Here is a 16,555-nt window from a genome sequence, read left to right as displayed (position 1 = left end):
TTTATATATCCCTGCTCGAATTTTGTGACCGTCCCGCAGTCAAGCTCTGGTTTTGTGGAGGCGCGCTGTCACCGGAAATACTGGTTTCTGTAGTGCCGCAATCCGACACTGTTATTGCGATCGACGTCAGCATGAACAGGCCGGTTAGAACTGTCAGCATGATGAAGATGCCAGCCAATATTATGACGTGATCTACTTCCAGTTTTCTCATCTATCTGGCCGCCAATCTCAGCAGTGTAATCACCGCTTCCGCTCTCGCTACCTTGGCTTCCAACAGGCCGAGTTCAGCCGTGTCTCTTGCTGCTGCAGCGTCCAGGACATCCAACAGGGTAAATTTTCCGTATTGATATCCCAGTTGGGCCAGTCTTGATGCTTCTTCAGCTTGGGGCAGTGTCTGGCTTTCCAGAGTTTCCACACGGCTTTGCGTTGCTTCCAGTTGATTGCTGGCAATATTATATTCCCGGCTGATCGCAACCAACCGCAAAGCGCGACGCGCCTCAGCTCCGCGAACGCTTGCTTCTGCCGCTTGAATGCTGCCCTGGTTGCGATTTCCAAACGGTATGGCAATCGAAGCACCCACGATGAACGCAGTATCCCCGCTTTCTTCAAAACGTCTGGCGCCGCCGCTTAACGTTAGATCTGGAACAGCATTTGCGCGTTCGCGCGTGACATTGGCACTGGCAGCGTCCCGGTTCGCTTCTGCGGCTTTGATCTGCAGGGATTGGGACAGGTCGGCCTCAAATTCTACGTCGCCGCCACTAAGCCAGACCGGTTCAACTTTCTGAGGTGGTGTTTGCGAGCCCCACAGCGATGCAAGTAGTAATCTGGCGGAATATTCCTCTGCCCTTGCGGCTTCCAGTGCTGCTTCCGCTTCGCCAAGCGCAGCGTCAGCGCGCAATGCTCTAAGCGGCGGGTCACGGCCAGTTTCAACGAGGATTCTGGCAATTCTTGCCAGTTCCCGGTTGCGACCGACGACGCGCGTTGCAAAGTCAAGGCGGCTCTGAGCGGCAACTGCTTCTGTATATGCCAGACGCACGGAGCTGGCCAATTCGGCCTGAGAGATCGCAGCTTCTATCTCTGCGAGGCTTGTCTGCGCTCGCGCCGCACGTGTTCTGGCACCGCGTTTACCGCCGAGCTCCAATCGCTGCCCAACAGAAACGGTATATTCGGTTGAACGCAGGCCTTTGAAAACGCCGCTCCCGGCGACGTTTTCAACGTCTACCGAGACCTCGGGATTTGGTCCGAGGCTCGCTTGTTTTTGGTTCCCGCGCGCGATATCAATCTCTGCTTGGGAAACTTGCACGGCAGGCGATTCCGCTCCAGCGCGCACTAAGGCCTCGTTTAAACTAACACTCTGATCCTCCGCCAGAGCGGCAGTGGCAGGGCTTGCGGCAAATATCATTGCCGCACAGAGGCGCAGACGCGCCATTTTCTTCAACATTTCTGAGAAATCCTCGCTTAACTAATTGAAATAACGCCATAAGTCTGGCGCAAGTCAGAATTAGTTCAGACGCGAGGTGGTCGTTTTAAACGGGCTGAATGCGCAGACAGCGCAAATTGATCGGCGTTGCTGCTGAAGCTGGAACTTACCAGATCCACTGATCCGTCAAAGCCTGCCAACCGTGCTGTGGTAACGCTGCCGTTATGGCAATGACCATGCGGACAGATTCCGTGTTTACCGGCGTCATTATCCGAAGGGGCTTCATCCGAGTGCCCGGCGTCGGAAACCAACATCAGTTCGGCGTTTTGTGGTTCGCTGGCGCATTCAGCTGCTTCGGCAACCGCCATGCTCGACATAATCAGAACGAGCAAAACCGCCATCAGGCGAAAGAGCCCTGACGTTTTTCTGGTTATGCCGCTTCGTTCATTCATGATTCCGCCCAATACATTATCTCGTTAGTTCATCAAGTGCTTTTGAACAACATTCCCAATATTTCATGCAGTTAGATATGTAATATCATCAATTTTCAGATTATTGTTACGAGAACGATTGCCAGCACGATCATCGACGATTGACCGACTCCGCAAAGGACTTTCTCGAACCTTAGGCCTAAAAACTGAGTCATATTTAGAAGAACCTGCGGACTTGATTTTTATAGGCTCGAAATTCGTCGCCATACATTTCCTCCAGCCATGGCTCCTCGAAAATGGGAGCAAGCAGGTAGAGCGCGGCCCAAAAACCCAACAATATCGTGACAAAGGTCGAATTGATGATGAGCGCCCAACCTACAAGTCCTACCCAGGTCGCTACATAGACCGGATTACGGCTTATGGAGAAATAGCCGTCTGTTACCAGTCCGCGTTTTTCTCCAAAGGCATTGCGCCATCCCATTTGAAGGGTGATGCGAAGGGCAAATCCAAATCCCACGCAGAACAACAATGTGCCTATCGCAATCGCGACATAACGCGTCTCAATTACACTGATGTTAAATTCCAGCACTGACAGAACGATCAATGGATAAAGAAAACACCTGAATAAAATCAGGAAGCTTCGATGCTGCCAACTATTTTTAGAAGGCGGCGGCCAGAATTGAAGATTGTCCCTCCTTGTTGCAACGAGCGACAGCAGCAAGATGATGCAAACCGAACCGAGGGATATTCCGAAGAGGATCGGGGGTAGCATCTCCAAGTTCATTTCGAAATTCCGATCCAGCGGGGAACTTCGCTGGAAAACTGGTCATAGGCCGCACCAAAACTTTTGCTCAGGTGCGCTTCCTCAATCCGGACCTGCGCATGGCAGGCCAGCGCAAATGCAAGCAATGCAACCCAGCCCCACCAAATGCTGGCACTCAAGGCAATGCCGAGGCCGAGCAATATCATCCCTACGAATATGGGGTTACGGCTGAACCGGAATAGCCCATGCCGAACAAAAAGCGGTGCGTCTCCGTCGCGAACGCCAACGCGCCAAGCCCGGCCCATCTGGATTTGAGAGACAATCACTACAACAGTGCCAGCAACTGCCAGCAGTGCACCAACCCAGGCAAATCTGGTCACCGGCTGCATTGCAGCTAACCCGCTTGCGATTCCAAGAACGGCAATACTGATCGCAAAAACAAGCCCGGCCAAACGCTGCCCGCCCTTGGCTGCGCCAAATGCCCAGGCACTGTCGCCGGTCGAACGGGCTACGGAATACCCGCGCCATAGCGAAGCAAGGAAGACAACAATCAACGCGGTAACCGGAACAGCCTGCATCATCTTGCCTCTCCAACCGTGATTTTGCTCTTTTTCACAGATTGCAGTTCACTTCGAGCCTGCCAAATGATTTGAATGCCGCCGGTGATGGCCAGCCCCGCCATAATTCCTGCAACTCCGAGATCGGGCCACGCGCTGCCGGTCCCTGCGACGCCAAGCGCTGCGGCAAGAACAGCAACATTGCTGATCGCGTCATTGCGAGAACATATCCACACCGACCGCATGTTCGCGTCGCCCGTCCGGTAGCGATACAGCATCAGCGCAACGCCGACATTCACAAGCAACGCCAGAGTTCCAACGATACCCATCGTCTCGGCAACCGGCGTCGTGCCGTTGAAAAACGCCCATACGGCAGATCCCAGCACCCATAGACCGAATAGCAATATGGTTGCGCCCTTGAACAAGGCCGCTCGCGAACGCCATGCCAGCGCCATCCCAGCCACACCAAGGCTGATCGCATAATTGGCCGCATCGCCAAAAAAGTCGAGCGCATCGGCCTGAAGCGCTCGTGAATCCGCCTGAACACCAGCGCCCATCTCAATGAAAAACATCGCGCCGTTGAGGATGAGCGCAATCCACAGGATACGCCGCCAGCGTTTGTCATTCAGCGCGTCTCCCGTTCCACAGGCATCGGCGCAGCAATTATCAGACATGGTTTTTCCTAGACAATTTTCGATTCGCCGATAGTTATGCACCCTGTAGTAACTATAGGGTCAAGCGATGAAAATTGGAGCACTGGCAAAAGCAACCGATACGAAGGTCGAAACCGTCCGCTATTATGAGAATATCGGTCTGTTACCGCCTCCTGCCAGAACGGCCGCGAATTACCGGGATTACGGAAGCGACCATCTCGCCAGGCTTTCATTCATCCGCCGTGCCCGAAATCTCGGCTTTACTCTGAAGGCACTGCGCGAATTGCTGGAACTATCGGACAATCAAGATCAATCCTGTGAAGCAGTTGATGATATTGCGAGCAGGCACCTGGCCGAGATTGATCAGAAAATCGACGACCTGACAACGCTACGTTCCGAACTAGGTCGCGTGATCGGTGCTTGTCAGCATGGAACAGTAGGTGAATGCAAAATCATTGAGACGCTGGCACCGCGAATTTAGAGATGGCAGGAGGAGATCTAGCGGCTTGCTGGTTCTGTGGACGAATTCCGGAATCTGCAAATTTCTCCGTGACCGCTTTCGGCCCTCTCGGAGCTACATGTGAATGACCAAAAGTGGGCGCGAATCGGACGTCAAATCACGCGAGTGTGAATGTCTGCATGTGGGGCGGAAGCTGTCGTTTCGATTACCTCGATATAAGAGTCTGCTTTCTCTGCTTCAAACTCCTAAAGCCGACCGTCGGCAAACGGCCCAATTGCAGTCGGCCGGAAATACGCCGGATTTCGGAATGAGCATCTCGATTTATTAGACCCCAATAGCACGACCAATCGTGCCAGATTGGATCACTGCTAAAAACGTTGCTTTGTAAAGCAATTTCCTCATCCTAAGAGCTCAATGTCTATTACAGGAACAAACTCAGAGATCAGCGTGCAATATTCTAGAAAACCCCAAAAAACTAAATCATCAAAGTATATTAGCCGGGCTGCAGCTCGCAATCTTCATCACGCGACGAGATTTGCCAAGCAGGTTGGTGGGCAACAGTCGGCTAGGAAGTATCCCACCAGCAACGTTAATGCGGATTTCAAGCTCAATATGTATGTGACGATCAATTGGGATCTTACCGTAACGGGCCAAGACAATTTCAAAGAGCTAAGAAACCAACGGTTCTGCCGTTGGCTGAGGACTAGGTGCAAGCAGCTGGAGATATGCGTTCCCCCGACCTATGTGTATAGCCGGGAGCAAGATCCTGTGCACGGGCACTATCATGTGCACTGGCAAGTTCATGTGCCTGAGCAATTAGTCGAAGAATTTGCAGATCTCGTTCCGCGTTGGATTACAAGCCTGGAAAGTAAGGGAAATCCGCCACGAAAGCGGTCACAAAACCATAAACCGGCGCCCGACGGCTCAGTAGACATTCAATTTGCTCGCAGCAGTGTAGCTATCCGCAAATATTTGCTGAAAGGAATTGACCCCCGTGAGGCTTATCGCTTCGGCCTCGACGACGTTTTGCAGCAGGGGACTATCGTGGGACCGCGGACCGGGGTTAGTCGCAGCCTTGGCAAAGGTGCGCGCGATAGAGCCAAATATAAGCCTAGGCCGGCAGTTTGGATGAGGGGCAATGGACGCTCGGTTCCGATATATTCGCCGAATTATGATCCTGCTGAAATATCGGCTAATCTACAGATACCGCGAAAATAAAAGTGCTTTTACCGAGACCAATTTTCACATCATTGTAGAATTGCTTCAACTATCGGCGCGAACGCAGCCTAATCGCTGTATAACTAATTCCCGTTTATCCCCTTAACCCACTTTAGACGCCTTGCTTTAAAGAACAAACGAGAAACAAGAATTGTTGCCTAGATAACGATTTGCTATTGCGCATCCGAGTCTCGGGTGTTATCAGCAGCAAATGGAAAGTTTAGTCATCTCAGCACTTCAAGAAATGGAGGACGAAATCGCCTCCAAGATATACCGGCTCGAAAATGAGATCGAGCCGTTGAAAGAAGATCTCGCCCGTATCAGGGCCGCGCGCAAAGCCGCAGCATCAGCTTTAGTGGTTAAAGACCTCCCCCCAACAGGAAATCAAGCTAGCAGAAACGCGGTCGCACATCGCAAGGCGCAGGCTCATCCAGCTATTCAAAAGCTTACAATGAAGCAACTGGTGAAGAAGGCGCTTTCAGAACATTTTGTGAACGGAGCTACTTCAAGGCAATTGCTTGACTTTTTTCACTCTGAGTGGGGGCGCATAGATGTTGTCCGCACGAGTTTCAGCCCTCAACTTACCCGATTGAAAAATGATGGTGAGATTGATTTCGACGGTAGCATTTGGACCTTAGCCAAGGCCCGTGTGCACGAAGATGAGTTTAGTGGCCTTTAGTCTAGGCCATAACGAGCTAGGCCCCCAAAAGGGGGCCTATTCGCCGACAGGGTTGCACCCCTGTCAGATCACAACCACCAATCCCGTCGCCGGGAGAAAGGAGCTTGCGCTATGTGGCATATAGCCCGGAGGTTACCGTAATCTAAATGCCGTGAGCCTTTCAGCTCACGGCCCTACTTCTAACAAAGGACAGCGAATCTGTCCATACACAAATAGAAAGGGCCACTAAAATGGCTAAAGTAGCAGCATGGCATTCGGTCAAATCCAATGTCCACCACAACGACACTAACTGCAATACCGGCAATAATATCGAGACTGAGAACCGCCGGTCCGGAACTGGCGGGAAGCCGCTTTGCGAGGAATGCAAGCGTCTAGGCTAATGTCTGAACGTTAGTTCCCAATATGGGCCTGTCGGGTCGCCGTCTATTACGGGCCAAGCCCTGCGTAGACTGTTAACCGGCAGGCCTAATTGTGGTGCTCTGCCAGGCAAAAAGGGGACAGGAATGTAATTTTGTATTCCGGCAGCAGTTCAGAACCGATCGAATGGATCCATGCCAATTTGCCACGGCTGCGCATTAAACTTATTACCTGCATTCTTCTTGGCTTCTTTTACGCGCAATTTTTCTGCGGCGGCGGCCTCCACTTTTTCCCTTTTCTCGGCTTCAACCTTTTTATTAGATTCCTCAGCTTCGAGCCGTTTGATATGCTTTGCCAAATAATCATCTATCTTTTGATCTGCGTTATGGTAATATTTTTCCCACTTCCTGAAATTTATTTCATTAGCATGCGAGAAACCTGCATTCGTTCGCGGTTTTTCGATTGTAGGATCGAGATTGACCGGAAAAGCGGGCACAGGAGCCGGTTCAGGCACTTTAGTATCCTCCACCGCATTAGATAGCTTGGTGGTCATTACTGGAACACTTGTCGTATCCGAAACTGACATTGACCTGACATTATCCTGGCTCTGAGCATCGATAAGAAGTTTTGTCTTTTTGTTAGCTCCATTCGCCGCTTCAAGGCAATCGGCTAGCAATTGGCTTTCGTCTTCGAGTGCCCCTTTCAAAGCGAGCAAATATGCCGAAGCCGCATCTACAAGGCGTTTGGCCTCTTGATATTGTGATCGCGATACAGATTTGGAATCTTTCCGGTAAGCAGCCAGCAATTGCTCATTCTTCATCTTCAAGGTCGCTGCCCGTGAGCCAGCGCGTTGCATATTCTGATCAAGCACAAACGCCTCGTGCTCAAGTCTGGCGGCCTGTGTCATTGCAGCGATAATTTCTTGATCTAGCGCAGGGTTCTTGCCGGCGCGGCTATTTTCTCGGTCGGCATTTGAAGTCCGCTGTCCGATATCCGATAGCCTATCCTCGAGCTTTGCATCAGCCTGCGCCATAATTGATTCCCATTGACGCCTTTCGTTTTCAACGCCTCGGTCCGTGACTTCACCGCGCGCCTCTGCGGCGGCCAATGCTGAACCCAGATGCTCCGGCGGCTCTGCCTCAATCCCTCTTCGTTCATTGGAACGGTGATCTACACGGCGTTTATGTCCAGCTTGCTCCAGATGACGATTTGTAATTTCCGAGCTAATCTCACGTAAGGTTTCAATCCATCGTTTTTCCGCTACCTCGCGCACTTTTTTCTGTTTGAGCGGCACGGCTCGGCCATTGGAACGGTGCTGCTTTGTTGTGACCGCAGTGAAGTCCCATTGTCCGGCTTTTAACCGATCAGTGCCATAACCCTGCTGCTCCAGTGTAGCGATATCGCCTTGTGTGATACGCCTGCATGGCCTGTCGTGATAGATGAGGTGAAAATGCCAATTTCGGTCGTTATTCTTGTGATCAGGTGCATGCATGACAGCCACAAATGGCAATTTGCGTTTGGAAAACTCTTCAGTGATGTCCTTGAGAAGCGCAAACATTTGAGGGGCCGACAATTCTTTCGGCAGCTCTCCCGTCAGGCGAAACTGGATACGGCCCCCGCGACCTTTATGAAATTTAGCAACCGGATCGGCAGTGGGTTTAGATTTTTTCCCCTTTGAGGGCAGAATGCATTCCGGCTGAGACGATAGATAATCCCGCATCTGTTCAATCGATTCAATATCCAACTTCGTCACGCAGTCTGCATCGGGTGCTGCAAGCGCTCTTTTTAACGATAGCGGGCATTGCTCATCTTTCGATACAGCTGACCAAAACTCTGGGTTATCCGCAATTCGAAATGACATTTTGTCCGGACTAGGCTTGGCTTCATGTTCTTCAACTAAAGCCCAATATTCCGCGCGAGCACGATCATCATCATCGATGTTTGTAATAAGTGCTCTTTGCCCATCGGGCTGACGTGAAACAGCGCTGTCCCGGGTGATGTAAATATCCTGGTCAATAGTCATGCTACCGAACTGACCGTCCGCCGCTTGCCCAATCGGAAGGTCGGAACTATTTGAAAGTCTCGTGACTTCGTCAGATTGAGAAACGCCGTCCTGACGTGACAGTTTAACGTCAAATTCATCGGCCAGCTTCTCTGCAGGGTCAAGGCGTGCAACCGCGGCATCCCGCTCGATATAGGAGCAATGACTCTTTGCTGCGCCCGGGGACACGCGGGTGCCTTCTTGATAAGTTTCATAGGTTACCCGAGTGATGGATTTGTGTGACAAATGAAAGGATGTCATTCCGTTCTTGTCGGTAAACCGGTGCATCCGAGAACATGGGATTTGAAACGATATCGTATTTTTCCCGCGATGCCCTTTGGTTGCTGTCTCATCTTTTGCAACGGTGCGGATCTTCGGACTAAATGACGTCTTATATCCATCAGGTTCCAGCAGGCCTTGCTGTATAAGTGAAAATTTAATGCGGGCCGCCGCAATCTGGTCTGCTAGTTCTAGCTGTGCATTGGTTGCCATATTCATATCCTTCAAAGCATATTATAGGACATGAATATTTGAAGTAGAAGTAATTATTGTTATTTATCAAAATGTTAAGCCAATGTATGTCCAATGGTATGGCATTGGTTTAGGATTAGAAATTAACAATAAACGGCTGCCGCGAGGCTGTCCGCACGGCAGTTTGGGCCCCTGCCCAAACTGCGGAAGTGCGCCTATAAACTTTGTCACTCCACTGGATTTTAGCTGCTCGCCCATTGGAATGTTGACAGCCAATGCAATCGCGAGGGGTGACTAGAAATTAAATTGAAGATGCAAGTCGATGGCAAATTAACGTATCAACGCCAAGCGATCGCCGCATGATTAAATGCTCGCCTGATGTCAGCGAATTGATCGTCTGATATATGCCAACACGGATGTAATATTTTCCACTTGGACGACGAAAAAAGGGCGGAAAGAAATCCCGCCCTTTTTGGTCCTGTATAAATTTACGATTCTATATTTTATTGGCTGCCGAACGAAGACCCTCTGGCGTCCAGCCGCATTGATCAATTACCTCAATAATCCGTGACTTTTTAACATTTTCCTCCAAGGCAGCATCGGTGGCGTCATCTAAATGTAGAACAAGCTCCCGAAGTTCGCCTGGAATGTCACTATAACTGCGTAGCTTGTTCAAAATAGCGCCATCAAAAATATCTGGCATTCCGTCCTGCGATACGAAGTCATAAGCCCATTTCGCAAGATAGGTCGATGCCAATTTGTATCCTTCCGGAGGCTGACAAATGGCTTTGGCAATTGAACCTCCGCATTGTGCAATCAACATTTGAAACCCCGGCGCAAGATAGGCGAGTTCAAGCACTTGTTGGGAACTCACATCTCCGTCAAAATTACCGGATAAATCTCTGTCGACTTTTACAACATATTTGTCGAAATATGCCACTTTCTCCTCAAGTGTATTAATCGCACCGACCGCTCCAGACTTGTTCGTCGATACTGGAAGGAATGCGATGCAACGGCGTTCATCCTTTCTGTAATGCTCTTCAAGCGCTGGCACGAGATCAGCTACCTCGCGAGCGGATGCCATAGCATTGGCACCGAGATCCATTATCGCATGCTGGTTGATCGTGCTAGCGACAATCTCTGGCGCAACCTGGGGTTTGACACCCCAGCCCACCACCTTGGCAGTTTCGTCTGTAGATTTAGACGAGTAATTCCCCACATCGCCATCCAATATCACGGCATCGATTCCGCCAATTTCCCAAATTGCCTGGATAAGCTTGGCTATCAGTGTTTTACCTTCACCGCCTGCATTCGTCACCACAAGGATGAAGTATAGTAGTTTTACAAGATCCATATCAGCGCTCCTCTAAAAATCGCTTTTGTGACGCTGGTCCGAATAGTCCTGACGTTCGAGGCTTGATGGCGCCTGCGTATGGGAACGATCATCTTCTCTCGTGACGGCGGGGACATCAATAGGTTCTGGAACGCTGGACGATAGGGCTGGCTGAATTGGCGTCTCTAACGATTGTCCTTGTTCGTGCGGCCAGCCATTCTCATCAAGCCACTTGATCGCATTGTGGAAGCTGCTGTAATTTTTGCCTGCTTCAACACCACTCTTCTTAAGCGCTTTATATACAGCGTTTAAAGGATTACCATTTTCTCTGGCAGCTTGGATATCTGGTCCATGGTCTGCCAGCGTATTGCGCACAGGAGCCTTGCTCCGCTTACTTTCTTCTAGTTGTTCATAAAAATCCATTACTAGTCCTAACATTTTACTTCAGGTTATTATCAGGACGAAAATTGTCCTGACAATATGTTATGGAATGGAATTCTGGTTGACCCAAAAGTAGATTATTATCTTGTTGAATGACTTTTGGGATCATAGTGAAGAATAATGACAGAGAGAAAAAGAACCGGAAGGCCGAGCAAAATTGAGGGGGCAACACAGGACCTCGCGCACCGCGAGCTGCTGGATGAAAAATGCGTGAAGCTCGGCATCCTAATGGACCAAATAACAGACGGCGAAATTGCAGACGATGATGCAGAGACAGAGCTCTGTAAGATCACTGGAGAGCTGAAGGATTTCGAGTTCGAACCGCCAAAGCCGGGCAAGAACATTGCGGCACCGAACACGGAGAGACTTAAGCTGCTCGACAGTTTGGCAAAACTTCAAAGGCGTAGCGACGGTGAAAAAGCTATTGCAAAATGGATTTCCAATGTGATTTTCGAGACGGACTTCGAAATTACACGCGTCAAGCAACAGCTTCTGCACTCCGTAAAAGACCAACGCAAAGTGTTCAGCTATCAGCACAAGCTTCTTCAGAAATTTGAGGTCGCTGGAATAACAAAGCACAATGCGTCACAGATTTCGGTATCGGACCTAAAGGCAATACTAAATAAAGGCCCCGAGAATCCGATTTCGAACACACAAGCAGACGAGGTCGTTAACAATGAACCAGACAATTATTCCGTGTGGTCCGATTTTCTAGACGAAGATCACCAGCAATATTCCATCACGCCAGAACCCATTAGCTCGATTAATAATCGAGGCTTAGCCCAAAATTTGAAATACGGGGACTATCCGCCGTATACGGATTTAGCAAAATATGGTCAGCCCAAGCTCCTTGAAGAATTTCTTGCCGCACAACTCTTGAAGGACAAGAAAAAACTAATTTCCGAAATCTGCAGACTCTGGCTCGAAGAGAATTACGCAAAGCCTACATCAACACAGCTTTGGGCTACAAAGAATACGTGGCACTTCCTGCTCGCGCTAAAATACAATTTCGCCCATGAAATTCCGGACATGGGGCGTGCCGAGTTACCGGGCGTAGAGCCTCACAAGACCTATCTTCTGGCTGTTCGCCGATAAACATGGCGCTTGTCGGCTTGCTCTCATTCGATTAGCTTCTTGCATACACATTTTTATCAGCCGTGCACAGCAGCAGTTATGCACTTAGCCGAATCGACAGCTCAGGATGCTTTACCTTTGCCCGTAGTCACCTCGTCCTTGCATTCAGGAAACCCATATTCTAGCCACACTTGGCTTTTTTCGTCGCCATCGTCCGAAACTATGGTCAGCATAATATTTTGCACGTTATCAGTCAGGTCGTGCGTCCCAAGGTCCCAATCGCATGTATGGCTGCGAGCGCCATTTTCTATTGCTGAACAAAAGCCTAGGTCTTCTGGCCAATCTTCGTCAGAAATCTCTTCGTCTTCGAACGGTTGACCATAGAGTTGTGTCAACTCATGTTTTACCTCAGCGTAAATACGCCGGGCTTCGGATGCGGAAGGATCCTCCCTAAAGGTCTCGGACTTTCCCGTAATACTGACTAGGCCATTTTCTGGCTTCCAAATGCCCGAGTATTCTTTGAACGCCGGATGTGGCTCAGGAACGGAATGCAAGGTGACATCATAAGTTGCCGTCCCACTGGGAACAGTTGAACTAGCTTCAATGCCGAACGGATTTGCCATAGTTTCAATCTCCAATACTTTCATAACTTCATTGCCCAAAGGTCCGTTCAAAGGAGGGCCCCACGTTTGTTATGATCGCAACCTTTTCCTATTAACGCATACTTACTTGCAACTTAGACGGTTAACCTGCCATCTAGTTAAGGGCTAAATCGGTTGTGTTAGAGGCCCCCGCCAATGCTATTGCCCTGGCTCCAACGCTTCATTCGATCACGATGCCGTTCTGCCTGTCTTTCGATCCGCAAGACGGTCGCGTTCGCGCTCAGCTTTTTCTTGTCCGGTTTTTTCTGCGCCTAAATGACGCTGACTGTGAGTTGCAGCTTCGGCCACCTGCCAATTGACTAACTGTTGCGGAGCAGAGACACTCTCGTCAGGAGCTGGAATGCGGACAGAACCAGGTGTTATCGGCTTACGTTCTATAGGTCGCTCTATGTATTTTTCATTTGCAGCTAGCACTGCCGTTGGGACGTCTGATTGGCAGGCTTAGCCTTGGGTAGTCTCGCGGACCGATATATCAACACACAAGAGTATGACGCCGCAGAATATTATGCTTCACCACCGGACGAATGGGACCGATACGAAGACGACAACAACGAGCCTTTTTGAGCAGTTGAACAAACGGCAAATTCTGGGTCGGACTTAAGATTCGGTCGCTCGACCGAAATTGGGTCGTCAACGAACAACTGAAAGACCACCAATCCTGTGACAGATGGCTCTTATTGATTTGGTTCAGGATTGCGCAGCGATCCGTCAATTGACTTAACACATCGGTGCTGCGACGACTACAATCATCGGTGCCATCATCGGCGGCCATGCAAATCAGTGCTTATGCAGATGGAATGAAGCGTTAGGCGAGTGAGGCCTCCGCAATATCTCTCACGAATTATGTGGATGGATCAGTGGAAAACTTTCCCAATCTCACTTAGCGGCTTGAACCGAATCAGAGCGCGAGTCATGGTGCCAAAATCGAAACCACGAGAGGGTGCCACGGCAGGGTGCCACGGGGTTTTGACTCGCAGAGAAACCAAAGGTTTTTCAGGCGCTTAGCTGTTAAACAAAAGTTGGTTGGGGTGGCAGGATTCGAACCTGCGCATGGCGGCATCAAAAGCCGCTGCCTTACCACTTGGCGACACCCCAATATTTGCGGGCCTGATTCTGGTGAGCCGCGCTGGTGAACGGGCCTATTATCCAGTTTGCCCGCAAGGAGCAAGAGGCAGTTGTAACTAAGCTTCGAACAGTCGCTTGACCCAGCCATGATCATCAGGCGCAACCCCGCGCTGGATATCGACCAGACGCCGTCGCAATTTTTCGGTCAACTGTCCGGGGCCGCCGCCGCCAATGGTGAATTCACCGGTGCTGGACCGGACTGTACCGACAGAGGTGACAACCGCAGCCGTACCGCAGGCGAAGGTTTCAACCAGCTTGCCGCTCGCCGCATCTGCTTCCCACTGATCGATGGCATAAGGCTCTTCAACCACCGTCAGCCCCTCTTCAAGGGCCAGCGTGATGATAGAATCGCGGGTAATGCCCGGCAGGATTGTTCCGCCAAGCGGCGGCGTGACCAGCCTGCCGTCATCCATCACGAAGAAAAGGTTCATGCCGCCCAGCTCTTCCACCCATTTATGCTCGGCTGCGTCAAGGAAGACGACCTGATCGCAATTTTTGTCGATTGCTTCGGCCTGGGCAACAAGACTGGCGGCATAATTGCCGCCACATTTTGCTGCGCCGGTTCCACCGGGTGCTGCGCGACTATATTGTTCGGACACCCAGATGCTGATCGCCGATGCACCGCTCTTGAAATAACCGCCGGCAGGAGATGCGATCACGAGATAGAGATACTCCTTGGCCGGGCGAACGCCGAGAAACACTTCGCTCGCGAACATGAACGGCCGCAGATAGAGCGAACCGCCCTCGACCGAAGGAAACCAGTCCTTGTCAATATCGACCAGAGCCTCAACCGAATCGAGGAACAGTTTTTGCGGCAATTCCGGCATCGCCATCCGCCGCGCCGACGCCTGAAAGCGTTTCGCATTTTCTTCCGGACGGAATAGTGCAGTCGCGCCGTCGGCGAGGCGATAGGCTTTCATGCCTTCAAATATTTCCTGGGCATAATGAAGTACGGAAGAGGCAGGATCCATGAGGATCGGCTCACGCTTGGCGATTCTGGCGTCGTGCCACCCTCCGGCTTCTGTATAGCGGATCATGGCCATATGATCGGTAAACAATGTCCCGAAACCGGGGTTCTCCAGAAGCTTGGTCCGCTCGCTGGCATGCACCGGTGTAGCGCTGCGTTCCAGTTTGAATTCCAGGTTTTCTATATCTGCCATATTCTGCCGCTTTCACTGTGAATCATGCCAACAATTGGAAGATATGGAAGCATGTTTCTATTGTCTTGCATTCCTCTAATCAGCCTGTCAAGATACGTCAACATGACTGACGTATCTCGCCCTGCCAATTCTCCCGGAGCCTCTCCGCTTTTCCTGCGTGAGGACGAAGTCCGCCGTGGCATCGAGCTGCTCTATTTCGGCTATACCCGGCTGACCAATGCGATCGATCAGGAACTTGCCAAGCAAGGGCTGGGCCGGGCGCATCACCGGGCATTATATTTCATTGCGCGGCAACCTAACCTGACCGTAGGCGAACTGCTGAAATTGCTGGCGATCACCAAACAGTCGCTCGGCCGGGTGTTGAAGGAACTGCAGGACCGGGATTTCATTCTGACATCCCCCGGCGTCGTCGACCGGCGCCAGAAAATGCTGCGCCTGACCGAAAATGGCTTCGCGCTGGAAGCGGAACTGTTTCGCCAGCTGCGCGAGAAGCTCTCGTCCGCCTATGTATCGGCCGGTCAGGAATCGGTATCCGGTTTCTGGCACGTGCTGGAAGGCCTGGTTCCGGAAAGTGACCGCAAGATGGTATTCGACTTGCGCGGGGGCAATAACTCCTGACTAGCGCTCTTCTGACTAACCCTTGCCCCCTGTCGCGATAACGCGACAGGACCTGGCCTCAGGCTTCACCGACCGTATCGACCATCGCATGAGCGATTGCATCCTGCGGGCTCTTGTCACTCCACAAAACAAACTGGAAGACCGGATAAAAGCGCTCCCATTCTTCAATCGCCAGATCGACAATCGTCTGGGCCTGATCGAGACCGAGCATGCCGCTGCCACCCAACAGGGTTGCATGGCGGAACAGCAAAATATTATTATTCGACCAAAGGTCAAAATGCCCCAGCCAAAGCTGCTCGTTTATCAGACCGAGCGTTTCGTAAATTACGGTTTTCTTCTCCTCCGGAACCCTGATCTCCGGTAGCAGCAATATTTGCAGGACATGATCCTCATTCCGCCAGATGGCGCGCATCTGGTAGCTGGTCCAGTTGCCCTTTATCTCGACCGACAGTTCGTCGTCACCGGTCCGCTCGACCGACCAGCCGCGCGCCTCGAAAAATGCAGCCAGCATATCCACGGGCGGCGCTTCATCCTGATCAAGCTGTTCCCATTGGTCGTCAAGCATCGCAGTTCCAGATCCTTTGCTGTTGGGAGCGTAGTGGCCCACTCGCCGGATCAGGGCAAGGCAACGGAACGCCTGCTTTCACATTGATTGTGGGAACGCTGTGGATAATGAACGGCGAACACTTCGCCGACCGCCGCTATCCCTCTGCCACCTTATTTGGAAGTAGTTGGCTTCCCGGCAGCGCTTTTGGAAGCAGCAGCCTTTGACGCGGCAGGCTTACGGGGCGTTGTGGTTTTTGCTGCCGCTTTCCTGGCTGGCGCCGATGCGCTCTTTTCCAGGGCATCAATACGCTTTTTCAGCGCATCGGCTTCTGCCCTGGCCTTCGCCGCCATTTCCTTCACCGCTTCAAACTCATCACGCGATACGAAGTCCATGCCGCCGAACCATTCCTTGGCGCGCTCGCGCGCACCAGCTTCCGCTTCACGGCCGACACCAGCCACAGTGCCAGCAAGCCCGTTCAATACTTTGGAAATATCATCGAAAAAGCGGTTCTGGCTTTGCATTTTAATAAACTCCGTCAAGGACCT

The 16,555-nt window shown here is 51.2% G+C and carries 18 protein-coding genes and 1 tRNA gene; 5 read left to right on the top strand and 14 right to left on the bottom strand.

Going from position 1 to position 16,555, the window contains the following annotated elements; genetic code table 11:
- Nucleotide 1 precedes the first annotated feature (1 nt).
- The 6 genes from AAC060_RS04040 to AAC060_RS04015 all read right to left on the bottom strand — a co-directional run bounded on the left by AAC060_RS04040 (nucleotide 2) and on the right by AAC060_RS04015 (nucleotide 3,845).
- Complete coding sequence (locus AAC060_RS04040; protein ID WP_339823133.1) at nucleotides 2-211, bottom strand: hypothetical protein; 210 nt, start codon at nucleotides 209-211, stop codon at nucleotides 2-4.
- Nucleotides 212-1,441 (bottom strand): TolC family protein, encoded by a 1,230-nt coding sequence (locus AAC060_RS04035; protein ID WP_339823130.1) that lies wholly within the window; start codon nucleotides 1,439-1,441, stop codon nucleotides 212-214.
- 65 nt (nucleotides 1,442-1,506) lie between these two features.
- Nucleotides 1,507-1,872 (bottom strand): hypothetical protein, encoded by a 366-nt coding sequence (locus tag AAC060_RS04030; protein WP_339823129.1) that lies wholly within the window; start codon nucleotides 1,870-1,872, stop codon nucleotides 1,507-1,509.
- A gap of 196 nt (nucleotides 1,873-2,068) precedes the next feature.
- Nucleotides 2,069-2,635: an isoprenylcysteine carboxylmethyltransferase family protein gene (locus AAC060_RS04025; protein WP_339823127.1), complete on the bottom strand. Its 567-nt coding sequence runs from the start codon at nucleotides 2,633-2,635 to the stop codon at nucleotides 2,069-2,071.
- Entirely contained in the window at nucleotides 2,632-3,195 is a 564-nt protein-coding gene (locus AAC060_RS04020; RefSeq protein ID WP_339823124.1) for an isoprenylcysteine carboxylmethyltransferase family protein, read from the bottom strand. Before AAC060_RS04020 ends, AAC060_RS04025 begins: the two co-directional genes overlap by 4 nt.
- Nucleotides 3,192-3,845 carry a cation transporter gene (locus AAC060_RS04015; protein WP_339823122.1) on the bottom strand — a complete coding sequence of 218 codons (654 nt, stop codon included), beginning with the start codon at nucleotides 3,843-3,845 and terminating at the stop codon, nucleotides 3,192-3,194. The genes AAC060_RS04020 and AAC060_RS04015 overlap by 4 nt, the downstream gene beginning before the upstream one ends.
- Nucleotides 3,846-3,912: 67 nt before the next feature.
- On the opposite strand from AAC060_RS04015, the gene AAC060_RS04010 reads away from it, so the two are divergent.
- The 3 genes from AAC060_RS04010 (at nucleotide 3,913) to AAC060_RS04000 (ending at nucleotide 6,181) form a co-directional block, all read left to right on the top strand.
- Complete coding sequence (locus AAC060_RS04010; RefSeq protein ID WP_339823121.1) at nucleotides 3,913-4,305, top strand: helix-turn-helix domain-containing protein; 393 nt, start codon at nucleotides 3,913-3,915, stop codon at nucleotides 4,303-4,305.
- Nucleotides 4,306-4,698: 393 nt separating this feature from the next.
- On the top strand, nucleotides 4,699-5,502 hold the full coding sequence (locus AAC060_RS04005) for a hypothetical protein (protein WP_339823119.1): 804 nt from the start codon (nucleotides 4,699-4,701) through the stop codon (nucleotides 5,500-5,502).
- A 211-nt stretch (nucleotides 5,503-5,713) separates the two neighbouring features.
- Nucleotides 5,714-6,181, top strand: a complete 468-nt coding sequence (locus tag AAC060_RS04000; RefSeq protein WP_339823116.1) for a hypothetical protein — start codon at nucleotides 5,714-5,716, stop codon at nucleotides 6,179-6,181.
- A gap of 529 nt (nucleotides 6,182-6,710) precedes the next feature.
- On the opposite strand, the gene AAC060_RS03995 is transcribed toward AAC060_RS04000, so the two are convergent.
- The 3 genes from AAC060_RS03995 to AAC060_RS03985 form a co-directional block, all read right to left on the bottom strand.
- Nucleotides 6,711-9,071 carry a MobA/MobL family protein gene (locus AAC060_RS03995; RefSeq protein WP_339823114.1) on the bottom strand — a complete coding sequence of 787 codons (2,361 nt, stop codon included), beginning with the start codon at nucleotides 9,069-9,071 and terminating at the stop codon, nucleotides 6,711-6,713.
- 475 nt (nucleotides 9,072-9,546) lie between these two features.
- Nucleotides 9,547-10,404 carry a hypothetical protein gene (locus tag AAC060_RS03990; protein WP_339823112.1) on the bottom strand — a complete coding sequence of 286 codons (858 nt, stop codon included), beginning with the start codon at nucleotides 10,402-10,404 and terminating at the stop codon, nucleotides 9,547-9,549.
- Between the two features lie 12 nt (nucleotides 10,405-10,416).
- Nucleotides 10,417-10,806, bottom strand: a complete 390-nt coding sequence (locus AAC060_RS03985; RefSeq protein WP_339823109.1) for a hypothetical protein — start codon at nucleotides 10,804-10,806, stop codon at nucleotides 10,417-10,419.
- 138 nt (nucleotides 10,807-10,944) lie between these two features.
- Here AAC060_RS03985 and AAC060_RS03980 point away from each other — a divergent pair, with 138 nt between their 5' ends.
- On the top strand, nucleotides 10,945-11,919 hold the full coding sequence (locus AAC060_RS03980) for a hypothetical protein (RefSeq protein ID WP_339823106.1): 975 nt from the start codon (nucleotides 10,945-10,947) through the stop codon (nucleotides 11,917-11,919).
- A 101-nt stretch (nucleotides 11,920-12,020) separates the two neighbouring features.
- Here AAC060_RS03980 and AAC060_RS03975 read toward each other — a convergent pair whose 3' ends face one another.
- The 3 genes from AAC060_RS03975 to AAC060_RS03965 form a co-directional block, all read right to left on the bottom strand.
- A complete protein-coding gene (locus tag AAC060_RS03975; protein WP_339823103.1) occupies nucleotides 12,021-12,572 on the bottom strand; it encodes a hypothetical protein in 552 nt (183 codons plus the stop codon).
- Nucleotides 12,573-13,580: 1,008 nt separating this feature from the next.
- Nucleotides 13,581-13,655: transfer RNA gene (locus tag AAC060_RS03970), tRNA-Gln, on the bottom strand.
- Nucleotides 13,656-13,741: 86 nt separating this feature from the next.
- Nucleotides 13,742-14,845, bottom strand: coding sequence for a branched-chain amino acid aminotransferase (locus tag AAC060_RS03965; protein ID WP_339823101.1), 1,104 nt, complete (start codon nucleotides 14,843-14,845; stop codon nucleotides 13,742-13,744).
- A 102-nt stretch (nucleotides 14,846-14,947) separates the two neighbouring features.
- On the opposite strand from AAC060_RS03965, the gene AAC060_RS03960 reads away from it, so the two are divergent.
- Nucleotides 14,948-15,463 carry a MarR family transcriptional regulator gene (locus tag AAC060_RS03960; RefSeq protein WP_339823099.1) on the top strand — a complete coding sequence of 172 codons (516 nt, stop codon included), beginning with the start codon at nucleotides 14,948-14,950 and terminating at the stop codon, nucleotides 15,461-15,463.
- Between the two features lie 58 nt (nucleotides 15,464-15,521).
- On the opposite strand, the gene AAC060_RS03955 is transcribed toward AAC060_RS03960, so the two are convergent.
- Together AAC060_RS03955 and AAC060_RS03950 are read right to left on the bottom strand one after the other, a co-directional pair.
- The gene (locus AAC060_RS03955; RefSeq protein WP_339823097.1) at nucleotides 15,522-16,028 is read right to left on the bottom strand and encodes a YbjN domain-containing protein; all 507 of its coding nucleotides are present in this window, start codon (nucleotides 16,026-16,028) and stop codon (nucleotides 15,522-15,524) included.
- A 152-nt stretch (nucleotides 16,029-16,180) separates the two neighbouring features.
- Nucleotides 16,181-16,531 (bottom strand): accessory factor UbiK family protein, encoded by a 351-nt coding sequence (locus AAC060_RS03950; protein WP_339823095.1) that lies wholly within the window; start codon nucleotides 16,529-16,531, stop codon nucleotides 16,181-16,183.
- Nucleotides 16,532-16,555: the final 24 nt, after the last annotated feature.

It is taken from the genome of uncultured Parasphingorhabdus sp. (genome assembly GCF_963975555.1).
GTDB lineage: Bacteria > Pseudomonadota > Alphaproteobacteria > Sphingomonadales > Sphingomonadaceae > Parasphingorhabdus.
The sequence above is the reverse complement of the archived record's forward strand: the minus strand, read 5'-3'. Positions and strand labels throughout refer to the sequence as shown.